Annotated in this window: 13 protein-coding genes; 6 read left to right on the top strand and 7 right to left on the bottom strand. The window is 44.4% G+C overall.

Features of this window, described 5'->3' with window-relative positions:
- Window positions 1–3 precede the first annotated feature (3 nt).
- Window positions 4–690, bottom strand: coding sequence for a 3-oxoacid CoA-transferase subunit A (locus HGT73_RS03380; protein WP_214212258.1), 687 nt, complete (start codon window positions 688–690; stop codon window positions 4–6).
- Between the two features lie 276 nt (window positions 691–966).
- Between HGT73_RS03380 and HGT73_RS03375 the strand changes: the two genes are divergently transcribed.
- A complete protein-coding gene (locus tag HGT73_RS03375; RefSeq protein WP_407073140.1) occupies window positions 967–1,704 on the top strand; it encodes an IclR family transcriptional regulator domain-containing protein in 738 nt (245 codons plus the stop codon).
- A gap of 44 nt (window positions 1,705–1,748) precedes the next feature.
- On the opposite strand, the gene HGT73_RS03370 is transcribed toward HGT73_RS03375, so the two are convergent.
- Window positions 1,749–3,344, bottom strand: a complete 1,596-nt coding sequence (locus tag HGT73_RS03370) for a GMC family oxidoreductase (RefSeq protein WP_214212256.1) — start codon at window positions 3,342–3,344, stop codon at window positions 1,749–1,751.
- Window positions 3,345–3,617: 273 nt separating this feature from the next.
- On the opposite strand from HGT73_RS03370, the gene HGT73_RS03365 reads away from it, so the two are divergent.
- Window positions 3,618–4,499 (top strand): transporter, encoded by an 882-nt coding sequence (locus HGT73_RS03365; protein WP_214212255.1) that lies wholly within the window; start codon window positions 3,618–3,620, stop codon window positions 4,497–4,499.
- 16 nt (window positions 4,500–4,515) lie between these two features.
- The gene (mdlD, locus tag HGT73_RS03360; protein ID WP_214212254.1) at window positions 4,516–5,820 is read left to right on the top strand and encodes an NAD(P)-dependent benzaldehyde dehydrogenase MdlD; all 1,305 of its coding nucleotides are present in this window, start codon (window positions 4,516–4,518) and stop codon (window positions 5,818–5,820) included.
- Here the strand turns inward: mdlD and HGT73_RS03355 are convergent.
- Window positions 5,817–6,734 carry a helix-turn-helix transcriptional regulator gene (locus HGT73_RS03355; protein ID WP_214212253.1) on the bottom strand — a complete coding sequence of 306 codons (918 nt, stop codon included), beginning with the start codon at window positions 6,732–6,734 and terminating at the stop codon, window positions 5,817–5,819. The two genes, mdlD and HGT73_RS03355, sit on opposite strands and share 4 nt — an antisense overlap.
- Before the next feature lie 88 nt (window positions 6,735–6,822).
- Here HGT73_RS03355 and HGT73_RS03350 point away from each other — a divergent pair, with 88 nt between their 5' ends.
- Window positions 6,823–7,737 carry a bestrophin family protein gene (locus HGT73_RS03350; protein WP_214212252.1) on the top strand — a complete coding sequence of 305 codons (915 nt, stop codon included), beginning with the start codon at window positions 6,823–6,825 and terminating at the stop codon, window positions 7,735–7,737.
- A gap of 1 nt (window position 7,738) precedes the next feature.
- Here HGT73_RS03350 and rutD read toward each other — a convergent pair whose 3' ends face one another.
- The 4 genes from rutD to rutA are packed head-to-tail and all read right to left on the bottom strand — an operon-like array spanning window position 7,739 to window position 10,822.
- Window positions 7,739–8,554, bottom strand: coding sequence for a pyrimidine utilization protein D (gene rutD / locus HGT73_RS03345; RefSeq protein WP_214212251.1), 816 nt, complete (start codon window positions 8,552–8,554; stop codon window positions 7,739–7,741).
- A 15-nt stretch (window positions 8,555–8,569) separates the two neighbouring features.
- Window positions 8,570–8,959 (bottom strand): pyrimidine utilization protein C, encoded by a 390-nt coding sequence (gene rutC, locus HGT73_RS03340; protein WP_214212250.1) that lies wholly within the window; start codon window positions 8,957–8,959, stop codon window positions 8,570–8,572.
- 10 nt (window positions 8,960–8,969) lie between these two features.
- Window positions 8,970–9,722: a pyrimidine utilization protein B gene (gene rutB, locus HGT73_RS03335; protein WP_214212249.1), complete on the bottom strand. Its 753-nt coding sequence runs from the start codon at window positions 9,720–9,722 to the stop codon at window positions 8,970–8,972.
- Window positions 9,722–10,822 carry a pyrimidine utilization protein A gene (gene rutA, locus HGT73_RS03330; RefSeq protein WP_214212248.1) on the bottom strand — a complete coding sequence of 367 codons (1,101 nt, stop codon included), beginning with the start codon at window positions 10,820–10,822 and terminating at the stop codon, window positions 9,722–9,724. The genes rutB and rutA overlap by 1 nt, the downstream gene beginning before the upstream one ends.
- Before the next feature lie 285 nt (window positions 10,823–11,107).
- Here rutA and rutR point away from each other — a divergent pair, with 285 nt between their 5' ends.
- Window positions 11,108–11,740 carry an HTH-type transcriptional regulator RutR gene (rutR, locus tag HGT73_RS03325; protein ID WP_214212247.1) on the top strand — a complete coding sequence of 211 codons (633 nt, stop codon included), beginning with the start codon at window positions 11,108–11,110 and terminating at the stop codon, window positions 11,738–11,740.
- A gap of 172 nt (window positions 11,741–11,912) precedes the next feature.
- On the top strand, window positions 11,913–12,986 hold the full coding sequence (locus tag HGT73_RS03320; RefSeq protein WP_214212246.1) for a glycosyltransferase family 9 protein: 1,074 nt from the start codon (window positions 11,913–11,915) through the stop codon (window positions 12,984–12,986).
- The last annotated feature ends 480 nt before the right edge of the window (window positions 12,987–13,466 follow it).

Below are 13,466 nucleotides of genomic sequence, written 5' to 3'. Positions count from 1 at the left end.
CTCCTAAGCGGAAAGACGGGTTTGCGCGTGAGGCGTGTGAACGACCCGAGTGACGTAAATCCCCGGAGTAATGACATGCTCAGGATTAATTCCCCCTAAGGGTACAAGCTGAGTCGTTTGAGCAATCGTGCACTTTGCCGCACTCGCCATGATCGGCCCAAAATTACGTCCAGCTTTATTAAAGGTTAAGTTACCCCATCGGTCTGCACAGTGTGATTTGATCAGGGCATAGTCGGCGAACAGTGGATATTCCAAAACATAAGGCTTGCCGTTAATAACGCGAGTTTCTTTCCCCTCAGTCAGTGCAGTACCAAAACCTGTTGGGGTAAAAAAAGCACCGATACCCGCCCCAGCAGCTTGAATACGAGCCACCAAGTTGCCTTGTGGGACTAATTCAAGCTCGATACGTTTGTCGCGGTATAACTGGTCGAAGACCCATGAATCGCTCTGCCGTGGGAATGAGCAGATCATCTTATCCACACAGCCGGCCTTAAGTAATGCGGCAAGGCCAAAGTCGCCATTGCCTGCATTATTACTAATTAAAGTGAGGTGCTTGGGGGCATGCTCGATTAGCGCATCAATCAATTCGACGGGTTGTCCTGCGGGGCCAAACCCCCCGATCATAATGACTGAGCCATCGGCAATGTCAGCAATTGCATCCTGTGACGAAGGGTAGAGTTTATTAATCATGGCTTAACCTTACTCAAGTTTGATAACTCACTCTATGCGCTCTTCAGTCTAGCGAACAAGTGCGAATAACATTCATTTGTGCGATTATCGTTACTATTGTGAATCTAATGTTTTATTTGTGATCTATGTTAAAAATAGAAGATATGATTAACGATATTGGATTTTGGCACCGTGAGGAGATGAGAAATGAGCCCAGAGATCACTAATCCAGCACTGGTCAGCATCACTGAATTTTTTACGCAAGTAGAGCGCCAATATAAAGGCGATCCTAACTTTATGACCTCGCTTGCTCGGGGATTAATAGTGTTGCAAGCCTTTAGTCCCGCCCATCAAGCTCTTTCGACCGCTGAGATCAGTCAAGCGACCGGCTTACATCGCGCAACAGTCAGACGATGTCTTTATACTCTAAATGCATTAGGTTTTGTGGACAGTTCCGATAATCGCTATTTTCATTTATTGCCAAAAGTCTTGACCTTAGGTCAAGCCTATTTGCAAGGATCTGATTTAGCTCGGCATGCGCAAAATGCCCTCAATTATCTCGCCAAAGAAATTAACCAATCATGTTCGGTTGCGACCTATGATTCAGGGATGATTGTGTATGTTGCACGATCATCAGTGCAAAAAATTATGCGTATAGATTTAGGTCGAGGAAGCCGTCTACCTGCCTACGCGACGTCTATGGGGCAGGTATTATTGAGTGAGCTTCCCGATGTCCAACGTGAGCACTATCTGACGACAACCCCTTTACTACCGTTTACGGCATTTACCCTTACTGATCCCCAAGCCCTGCGCGAACGATTAGCGCAAATCAAAGTACAGGGGTATGCGCTGAACGATCAACAACTTGAATTGGGTCTGATATCTTTGGCCGTACCAATGTATTCCGCACGGGGTAAGGTAGTGGCCGCGATGAATGTGGGGATGAATACCAGTCAGATGACTGTGGGGGAATTAAAACAGCGAATATTGCCGCGACTACAGCGTGCAGCTATGGAGCTGTCGCTCGTGCTCTAAACGAAAAAACCCCTATGCTTGGGGAGCATAGGGTAAAAAGAGCGCTAAGCGTAAAAGCGTTTTACAAAGCGTTTGGCGGCGACTAACGCTAAGGCTTGAGTCGGTGCATTAGTATTACCACTGGTGATGGTAGGCATAATGGATGCATCAATGACATAAAGATTATCGGTGCCTCTGACTTGTAAGTTGGCATCGACCACGGCCATCTCGTCGGTACCCATCCGACAAGTTCCAACTGGATGCCACATCGTTGTTGCGACTTGTTTGACAAATTCGCCGATTTCTTCATCAGTTGTCACTTGCTTACCGGGCATCACTTCTTCTTCAATAACTTGAGCCAACGACTCTTGTTTCATCACCTCGCGCATTGATTTAACGGCTTGAATACCAACGTCTAAATCGTATTGTTCACCGATAAAATTAGGATCAATCAACGGCATAGCGAGGGGATCATGGCTAGAGAGTTTAACCGACCCGCGACTTTTGGGTTGAAGGACAACTAAAGCAAATGTAATACCTGAACGGCTACCAGTAGGGGTTAAGCCATTGGTTGAGATGATAGGCTCGTGATAACACTGTACCGTTGGTTCGGCGGTCAAATCCAGCGGGTTCCAATAGGATACCGTTTCAATACCATTACCGGATGCTGGCCCATCTTTCGTAATATAGTAGCGCATTCCCGCTTTGATAGTTCCGAATCCGAGTGCCGCCGTTTGATACCCTAATACACCTTTTACGTAAGCGCTGACGGGAATAATAGGGTGGTCATGCAAGTTTTCGCCAACCCCCGGCAAATCAACCGTCACTGTTATACCAAATTGTTTGAGCTCAGCGGCTGGACCAATCCCCGAATGTTTGAGAATAACCGGTGATTGCACTGCACCGGCAGAGAGAATGACCTGTTTGGCTGAGATGTTCTTAATAGTACCGTTAACATCGACTTCAACCCCGGTCGCCGTCGTGCCGGAAAATAATACCTTACGCACAGTGTGTTCAGTCAGTAAGGTAACTCTGCCTGATTCAATATGGCGTTGGAGGTGAGCAACGTAGGCACTACAGCGTTTTTGACCTCCCACATTACTTTGAACGGGCGATACTCCCACTTGGCTGTCACCGTTATAGTCGGGATTATAGGGCAAGCCATATTCCTGGAAACCTTTTAAACAATACTGGTTGAGCTCATTAATACCGTGGGGTAATTGTACGGCGAGATGACCTTTTATACCGTGGTGTTTATTGTGAAAAGTATCGTTTTTTTCTTGTTCAATAAACGTCTTCCATAAATTATCAAAAGACCAATCTGGGTCGTTGCCGCTAGCCTCGTACCAAGTCTCGAAGTCGCGCTTTTGACCGCGTACATAACACATCGCATTGATTGAAGTCCCACCGCCAACCACTTTTCCCATCCGAAAACGACGGACCGAGCCATGCTGGGGTACGGTATCATAAGGCCAAACATGGTGGTCTTTAGCCAAAATTTGTCCATATCCTGCCGGGATATGGATCAGGGGATCTTTATCCTTCACGCCCGCTTCGAGTACGGCAATACGCGCTTGGGTATTTTCTGCTAGGTAGCCTGCTATGACGCAACCTGCCGCGCCGCTACCAATAATAATGACGTCGTAATTTTCCTGATTCATAGCTTTTCCTTACAGGGTTACCCTCTTATCTGTTATTTATTTTTAATAATAAAACAGAAAAACTCAATACAAATAATTAACAAATGACGTGAAAAGCTAAAAACGAGAATTATTTTAACAAACTGAAATATATGGATTTAATTTTTTATGCACTCACCAATAAATTAAAATGCACCGTAGAATAAAAAACAATGTTTCATAATTGTTAGATTATTCATAGGGTATGATCGATATGTTTGAGTAAATTCTCTAACTGTTCAGGATAAAATAAAAATGAAAATAACACTTAGCCAAGTCGGTTTTCTAGTCGCCACAGCCTTATTCGCGACTGACAGCTTCGCCGTCGATGTTAATACGGGTGATTACGATGCGCTTCCGGCTGGAACCAATCTCGCCATGGTCTATTTGCAGTACAGCGAAGCCAATGATTTTTATCAGCAAGGTGAACGCAATAAGGGGTATTTACGTACAGAAATGTCGATCACGCGGATTATCCACTATACCGAAATAGGGGGAATATTAGTTGATCCGCAGATTTTACTGCCCTATGGGGCGGTACGTGGGGCATCCGTGAATGGTCAATCACTCGGGAACGCAACTGGATTCGGTGACCCGATTATCGGGGCAACTTTTTGGGTGGTTAATCAACCTCAAGCGGGATATGTGGGACGTTATGTAGGGATAACACCATTACTCACCTTACCCTTAGGAAATTATGACCGACATCACGCCATTAATATCGGTGAAAATCGGTATAAAGCTGATTTACAAATCGGTTGGGTTGAGCCGCTATACAAGCAATTTAGTTTTGAACTTTTACAAGATAGCGTTTTCTATGGTCATAATGATGACGCCGGAAGTGGTGATCAGACCTTAACGCAGCACCCTACTTATGAAGTCCAAACTAACTTACGTTATGACTTCAATCATACTCAAAAAATGGCCTTAGGTTATGCACTTTATACGGGAGGCCGTCAGCACCTTGATGGCGACTATAACGAGACAAAGACGGCTAGCCAACAAATGCGTCTTGAGTACCAACAACTTTTCGCCGGACATTTTCAAGTTAGCACGCAATTGATACATGATTTCAATGTGCAAAGTGGCTATAAAAAAGATACAGGTCTAAACCTAAGACTACTTTATTTATTCTAATGATAACGAGGACACAATGACTATTCAAACCATCATTGATCAGACTTTTGATGCACAGAAAAAAGCATTTTTATCTGGCAAAACAGCTGATGTTTCAACGCGCCTAACTCTTTTAGAGCGTTTTAAACGTGTTATTCTCGAGCATAAACAAGAGATTTACCAAGCACTGGATAGCGACTTAGGAAAGACACCAGACATTATTGATATGGCCGAGATTGGTGCTGTAACGGAAGAAATTGACGTCATGCTTGAGAACTTAGCCACCTGGACGGTCGATGAGGTGTTTCCCTTAACAGGGGCATTTGAAGGTTCAGAAGGGCGAATTCGAGCAGAACCTTACGGGGTGGTGTACATTATCGGTCCTTTTAATTATCCGTTTAATTTAACCTTAACGCCGTTGATCGGTGCCATTGCCGCGGGCAATACCGCGATTTTAAAACCCTCGGAATCTACTCCTGCGACGTCTGCTGTGATCAAAAAGGTCGTAGAGAAAACGTTTGATGCCGACATTGTGACGGTGATTGAAGGGGGGCGTACGGAGAATGAAATTCTTTTGGCGAAACCTTTCGACTTTTTCTTTTTTACCGGAAGCCCGAATGTCGGCAAGATTGTGATGAAAGCCGCTGCGGACCAGCTCGCCCCTGTGGTGCTCGAACTAGGTGGGAAATGCCCAGTCGTAGTATTTGAAGATGCGGATAGTGATCTACTGGTTGAGCGACTTGCCTTTACTAAGTTCTTAAATAGCGGGCAAACTTGTGTGGCTCCAGACTACCTTCTCGTTCCTACATCCATCAAATCATCAGTTATTGAAAAGCTTATCAACACACTTCGTCGCGACTATGAGGGTAAAAATATAGGGAAAGTAGTCAGTGAACGGCAGATCGAAAAGTTAGCCGGCTATTTAGAAAAAACAAGAGGTCGCGTACTACTTGGCGGTGATTACCAAGAAAATAGCCGTCAATTTTCAGCCACCGTAGTTTCAGACGTTGAGTGGGACGACGCCCTTATGCAAGATGAAATTTTTGGGCCAATCTTACCGATTATCACTTATGATGATTTAGCCACGGTGCGTAAAAATATCATCGAACACCATGAAAAACCCTTGGCGTTGTATGTCTTTAGTCGTAATGAACAAGCAGCTCTAGATTTTATTAGCACGATTCAATCTGGGGATGCGCAAATTAACGATGCGCTGACGCATGCGATGTGTCCACAACTGCCTTTCGGTGGGATAGGGCCTTCAGGTATGGGTAAATATCATGGTAAAACGAGCTTCGATATTTATTCGCATAAGCGCTCGATTCGTACAGTCAAAGCCTAAGTCGTTGATGGATGCGAGTACAACACTCGCATCTGTTTCGGTGTCATCCCATATTGTCGGCGAAAGGCTTGTGAAAAATGTGATTGGCTATTAAAGCCACATTGCCAAGCAACTTCAGCCAGTTGCAGACTATTTGCTAATGGTTTTTGTAATAATCGACAGGACTCTTCTAAACGCATTTGCCAAACGAGCTTCATTAATGACAGTCCATCCTCTGCCAAGAGGCGGTTCATATAATTGACTGATAGTCGTGTATGGTCAGCAATCATTTGAGAGGTTAATCCACTATCCTGTAGGTGATGACGGATAAAATCTTTTATCGCAAGAATATTTCGCCGCTTTGAGGCTTTCTTTGTACGTGTTATCGTTTCGCTGTTAAGCAATACTTCACTGAGTGACGCAATGATCATTTCACTGCCAAGTGTTGCCATCATCGGTGTAATTTTCCCTGCTTTGGTAACATGGTTATCAATAAGCGCGGTTAAATAATTGAAATCCTCGGTATCCAATTGTGTTGAGTATCCACCATACTGATGGGTCATCGGGATGACACGTTCAGCGAGACGACGATCGCAGCCAATAACATATAGCGATGTTGGCACACTAAATACCTCTTCAAATTGGCTATGCCACGGCATTAAGGATAAAGAGCCATGAGGTAATAAAATTTCTCCGTAACGATTAGCAATATGAATTTCACCCTTGGTCACTAACTTAAAAATGACTTGGTCGGAGAAGGGGGATTGCCTGTCCGACGTTAAGGTTTCTCGAAAATCGTCAAAATGTGAGAACGTGCCATGAGGAGTACGAATAGCGCAAATTTCATCATCATCTTTGGTAGTCGATGCCACGGGTGTCAAAAATTGTAGCCCATAACTTTCCGCGAGAAACTTTGCTAGATCTTTCGATTTCATACCGGTACTCCATCAGCTAAGCTATTAACCTATGACAAAAAACGCTATTCGGCCGACTCCATAACGTTTAGATATCAGAGATAACACAATGATTATTCGCTCTCACCAGCACTGGTTTGCTCGACTTTTTACTTGGCATGGATCTGTGCTGCCCCAAATTATAGTACGTTTACTTTTAAATTTGGGAATGTCCTTATTTGCGCTAACTATATCGCCTTGGTTAAAACAACTTAATAGCCATCTGACATTACCACCCTTTAGTTTATTAGGGATCGCTGTCGCCATTTTCCTTGGTTTTCGCAATAATGCGAGTTACAGCCGCTATATTGAGGCAAGAAAAATATGGGGCTCGGTGATGATTACGAGTCGAAGCTTGATTCGTCAAACTCTTTGTGCCGTCGATGCTACACAGAGCGCAAAATTAGCAGCAAATTATTTAATCGCTTTTGCATGGAGTTTGAACCATAGCTTACGGGGAACACCGGCTAAGCATGACTTACAGCGCTTGCTAGGGGAAAAAGAGGCAGAATCATTATCATCTCACCATGCCTTGGCCAATGGACTGCTGGTCAAGATTGGGCTGTTTTATGCAAACCTGTTACGCGAGGGGCGCATATCTGAACTTAACTACCGCAATATTGATGACAATCTTAACGAACTTTCGCGCTGTCTTGGTGGATGTGAGCGCATTGCTAACACACCGGTGCCTTTTGCTTATTCATTGATATTGCAACGCACACTCTATCTTTTTTGTACACTATTGCCTTTAGCACTGGTCGTCGACTTACAGTGGTTTACGCCTTTTGTGTCAGTCTTTATCTCATATACTTTTTTATCGTGGGAAGCTGTCGCCGAAGAGATGGAACATCCATTTGGTGAAAGCGCTAATAATCTTGCACTCAATGCTATTTGTACGGGCATTGAGCGCAATCTCCTCGAGATGACTGATCAAGCACCGTTACCCCCATTACTCAGTGTCGATCGTCACTATAATTTAACCTAGCTTAAACAGTCATGGCTTGCTTCTGTGACGTTGTCACTGAATCAAGCCAAGTGGTAATGATAGTATTAAAGGGTTGAGGATCGCTGCGACACATTGCATGGCCTCCATAGCTAACTTCTTGGTACTGGCTGTGGGGCAGTCCAGCGGCTAACGTTTGAGAACAAAACCAAGGAACCAGTAAATCGTCCCGGGCGCAGAGCACTAAACAGGGATGTTTGATAGAGGATAAAGTGTCAGTAAGGTCAGTCTTCATCAAGGCAGATAATCGACATTGTAGGTTATGCCGCCCTTGAAAATGTTCGCGCTGACTATTTTCTTCATCTGCAATGTCGTCTGCATGGCGAGATAACCAATCGGCAGGATAAAGGAATAGCGGCTGTGCCTGTAAATAGGCGTGTTCACTTAAGGTAAGAAGCTGGAGACGTACCTCAAAACAACGTCGAGTATGGCTGTCTAAAGTTACCCATCCATTGATAATGGCTAAACTACTGAGACGATGAGGTGCGAGAGTGGCCAAAGTAAGGCCAATCATGCCGCCTAAGGCATGGCCGATAAAGTGACATTGTTCGATGCTAAGATCGTCAAGTATTTCAATGACCTCTCGTGCCATATCCGCCATCGAATATCCCTCATCGAGCTGACACGCGCTGCCGCCGGTTCCTCGTTGATCATAGACAATCACACGATATTGGGATTCTAGTATAGCGAGTTGAGGGTGCCAAAAACTACCCACACCACCTAATCCCGATGAAAGTAAAACAGTTGGCGCTTGAGTATCAGTACGCCCACTAATGCGGTAAGCCAGTGTAGAAATCATGATCACTCCTTAGCTCTATTTACAGCCAATATGGGCAATGCTAGCAATTTCTACCAAAGCATCAGGTTTGACTAAGCCACACTGAATACAATAGCGGGCGGGTTTTTCTCCCGGAAAAAATTCAGCATAAACTTGGTTAATTGCTGCGTAGTTAGCCCAATCGGTAAGAAAAATTGAGTTAAAAGTGACATCTTCTAAACTGCCTCCGGCAGTTTCAATTACCTGCTGAATAAGGGTTAAGACATGTCGAGTCTGTGCCGCTGCATCACCGGGGTAAACGACATCATTATTACTATCAAAGGGTAACGTGCCGGAAACGTAGACAACACCATCAGCCAGTGTACCGGGCACAAAAGGAGCGATGGGCGTTGAGGCATTGGGTAAAGTAATAATTTGTTTAGGCATAGTTCCGCTCCTAGGCACTTTTTTCTAAAGGGGAATAACGGTTAGCCACTGCTTGGCAAAAGTGATCAACGGTCGATACCCAGCCGAAGAAGGTTTCAATATTGTAGAGTGCCGCCTGTTGTGCATAGGGAGGGCCTGCTTGATGGGTCGCATCCTCAAGCACTACACTGAAATATTCTAAGAAGAAACTGTCCCTGAGCGTCGACTCAACACAGACGTTGGTTGCGATACCGGTGAAGATTAAATGATGTATGCCATAGCTACGTAATAGACTGTCCAATTGTGTATTAAAAAAACCACTGTAACGCGGTTTGCTTAATACGATGTCTCCCGGCTGTGGCGTAAGCTCATCGACCAATGCATAGTCCCATTCTCCCTTAGCCAAGAGTTTCCCTTGTAATTCTGGTTGCTTACGCATCGTTTTGAGCGCATTTGATTTATGAAAGTTAGGGGAACCGGGGCCACCGGCTTCTACATAGTGACTATCCCAGCCATTTTGAAAGAAGATCACCTTAATATTTGCTTTACGCGCAGCGGCTATGGCCCGTTTAATCTGCTCAATGACAGGGCCGGTATGTGATACATCGAACCCAGCTAAATCTAAATAACCTCCGGCTGTTGCGTAGGCATTTTGCATATCAATCACGATCAATGCGGTTTGCTCGCTGGGCAGCGCCAACGCTTCAGGCTTCGCTTTTACCAGTAGCTCATCGTCTGTTACGGTATTGGCACGGCGGACAATCGGGGTATCAGAATATTTCATTATGCAACCTCTTTATCAGTGGTTTCTTCGGGATAGATATGTTGACGCGTCAGCATCAGTGGTTGAATAAACTGTCCAAATTGTTCAATGCCTCGTACAAAGTCATCAAAAGTCAATAATACGCCCCCGGTTCCCGGCACGGTGGCAATCTCATCTAACATCGCAGCGATTTGTGCATAAGATCCGATTAATGTGCCCATATTAATATTAACGGCTGATGTCGGATCAGCCATTTGCCGTACATTAGTGGTCGTATCTGCACGCTTATCTTGCTGAGTTTGTTCAGTTAACCAACTTAATGCCGCTTCATCGGCACCTGCTTTATAATGCTCCCACTTTGCTCGGGCAGCCGCTTCCGTCTCATCGGCAATAATCATAAAGAGAACAAAGGAGGGGACGTCACGGCCGGTTTTGTTTGCGGCATCATTCATTCGCTCGACGGTACCCTTAAACGCACAGGGCGTATTAATCCCTTTACCAAAACAGAAGTTGTAATCGGCATGGGCCGCTGAAAAGGCAAGACCCGCATCACTTTGCCCAGCACAAATAACGTCCATTTTCGCCATCGGTTGTGGGCTGACACGGCAATCATCCATATGAAAATACTGGCCTTGATGATGACTACAGCCGCTCCCCCACAAATCACGAAGTACCGAGACGTATTCCGTTAAGTAGGCATAGCGTTGAGAAAAGTAGTCATCACCCGGCCATAACCCCATCTGTGAGTATTCGGGTTTTTGCCAGCCTGTGACAAGATTAACGCCAAATCTGCCTTGAGAAATGGAATCGATGGTGGCAGCCATCCTCGCGATAATCGCTGGTGGCATCACTAATGTTGCCGCGGTAGCATAGAGTTTTATTTTTTCGGTGACTGCTGCCAAGCCGGCCATTAAGGTGAAAGACTCTAAGTTATGATCCCAGAATTCTGTTTTCCCACCAAACCCACGGAGCTTGATCATCGATAAGGCGAAATCAAACTGATAGTGTTCCGCACGCTGGACGATAGTTTTATTTAGCTCAAAGGTTGGTTTATATTGCGGCGCGTTTTCTGAAATAAGCCAACCGTTGTTACCAATAGGAATAAATACACCGATTTTCATTTTGCCACCTCTCGCGATAGTGTGGTGCAACGCACCAGATAGCGATGATTGAAGCTCAATCGCTAAAACCATTTAGACGGTTGCAAGCTGAATGCCAACTTTACTAACAACTATTGATCAATGACTTAAAGTTTATTAATGGATATATTTGAGCAAACAGTCCATTTTTGACCAATTGGTTCGATAATATTGCTCAATCAGTGAGCAGTGCTGGTCATTAGCAGTGCACTAGTCGTTTAAGCGGTTGTTTGTCATAATGTTTAGAACAGCAGAGAGGAGAATAGGGTGAGTAACGCTAACACGACGACTCGGCGCACAAGAGCGGCGACCAAAAAGCGCCGTACTATTATGAGTGCAGCATTAGAGATATTTTCACAATTTGGTTTGCATGGAACATCATTAGATCGTGTTGCCGAATTGGCTGATATTTCCAAAACTAATCTTCTGTATTACTTTCCGTCTAAAGAGGCACTGTATATTGCGGTACTCGAAGATATTCTTGATCTGTGGCTCGCACCTCTCAAGGCTTTTGAAGCGGATCAACACGCCAAGGTAGCCATAGAACAATATATTTATCTTAAGCTGACCGTGTCGAGAGACTACCCACAAGCCTCAAAACTTTTCTGTCTTGAGATGTTGCAAGGCGCACCATTATTAAACCAAACATTGAGTAGTAGTTTAAAACAGTTAGTGGATGATAAATCAGCTATTATCCGTGATTGGATAGCCGCCGGACAACTCGCACCCATAGAGCCGATGCATCTATTATTTATCCTCTGGGCAACCACTCAGCATTATGCCGATTTTGGCGTACAGATTGCCGCGATCAGTGGCTGTACACTTAATGATCCCCATTTCTTCCAACAAACTTTTGATAATTTGCAGAGAATAATTTTACAGGGGCTTTTACCTGATTAAGGGGAGGGAAGGGTGACTGATTCAATCGGGTTTTTCACCTTGAAAGCCAAACACTGAGTAAACACTTACCAGAAAGGTAGTTTCTTAATAATTGAACATTTTATTGTTATCACGGTCAGCTATATACTTATTACACTAAAAATATAATTGATATAGCGCGGTAATATAATAAATGTCCAGACTCATAAGTTTAGCATTACGAATATTTGATTATAAGACTCAGCCTTTAGACGCGCAGAACGTCAATCTCGTGGTACTGCATATTCCGGATCAAATTGGTGATGCTATGGCAACTTTTCCGCTGATCCGCTCACTGGAAAAGCAGCAAATTGGCCATTTAATTATTGTTGCTTCAACGATTAATAGCCCAGTTTTTCAAGCATTAGTGCTAGAGAACACGCGACTGACCGTTATTACTAGCCAATTTCAGGATATCGCTACTTATCAAGAAATCACCTCACTGGCTCATAAGATCCGTCAGGAACACGGTGTTCCCGATCTCTGTATTGAGGCTATGCGTAAGAAAAACATTAAAACGCTCCTGTTTGTCAAAACATTACGGGCAAAGGCCAATCTGCAAGCCGTCGGCTTAACGCTAAACTGTTTTTCGCCGGTATGTCGTGTGGCGTCACGGATGGACCAAAAGTTTCGTGCGCCAGTGCCGATGACCTGGTCAATTTTGATGCGAGATGCTGGCTTCCCAGTGGTAAATGCTTGTTTTGAATTGCCTTTAGCTACTAATACCCTGCAGGAAGTTGGTGAGCAGTTACAGGGGTTAGGCGCTTATATTGCACTTAATTTAGAAGGTAGCATCGCGAACAGAACCTTTTCGCTCGAGAGCGCTAGACAATTAATCACACTGATTCAGCAGGTGACAGCATTACCGATAGTCATTGTGCATAGTCCAAAAAAAATGGATCAGATGTGTCAGCTGGTGGCAGAAAGCGAAAATGTTTATCGGTTAAGCCTAGACCCTTCAATTTTACGTACGGCGGCGGTGATCAAGGATGCGTACCTAACGATTTCCCCAGATACGTCAATCGTACATATGGCCAGCGCTTATCGCACGCCTGTATTGGCGGTCTACACAGATTTTAAAACGCGTTGGCCACCGATGGAAAATATTGCAGAAATTGTGGTGGTGGGTAGACAAGTCAGTGAGATTAATCACAATGAATTCACTGAGAAATTATCGCGCTTAATAAAGCGAATTTCTGCAACGTCAACAAGTGGAAGTGACGCATAACGTCAGCATTATTTTTATAAACGTGGTTTGGGTTATCGACCACCATATTGCGATACTGACAGTGGCTAATAAAATTTGTTCAGTTGTCAGTATCGACTCAGAACTATCATCAGAGCAATAATCATCCTGCCGGGAAAACATCGTCTAAGTACAAGCAGTTGGAGTCACCCGATAACGTTATGTAGCAAAGTGGGTGTACCGATTGAGTAGGGTAGACCTAGCACATTGAGGTAAGTCATTTAGGCTAAGCGTATTTGGCTTGAGGCCGATTGCGGTGTGAGAGATAAGCCAGAAGATTGTACATTGTAGAGATTACAGTAACCTGATTATCAATTTAACATAATATACATTATGCGCACCGAGATGACGGTACGCAAAATAGTTGAAATATCCTGCAGACTTAGTCTGATTATGTTGCTGGTTAAAGTACGAATAATTTGACGTTACAGCCCTCAGCTAAAGATAAGTTTGGGCCAACTC

Origin of the sequence: Rosenbergiella australiborealis (assembly GCF_018494035.1) — a bacterium.
Taxonomy (GTDB): domain Bacteria; phylum Pseudomonadota; class Gammaproteobacteria; order Enterobacterales; family Enterobacteriaceae; genus Rosenbergiella; species Rosenbergiella australiborealis.
Note: the sequence above shows the minus strand (reverse complement) of the source record. Positions and strands in the feature narration are given on the sequence as shown.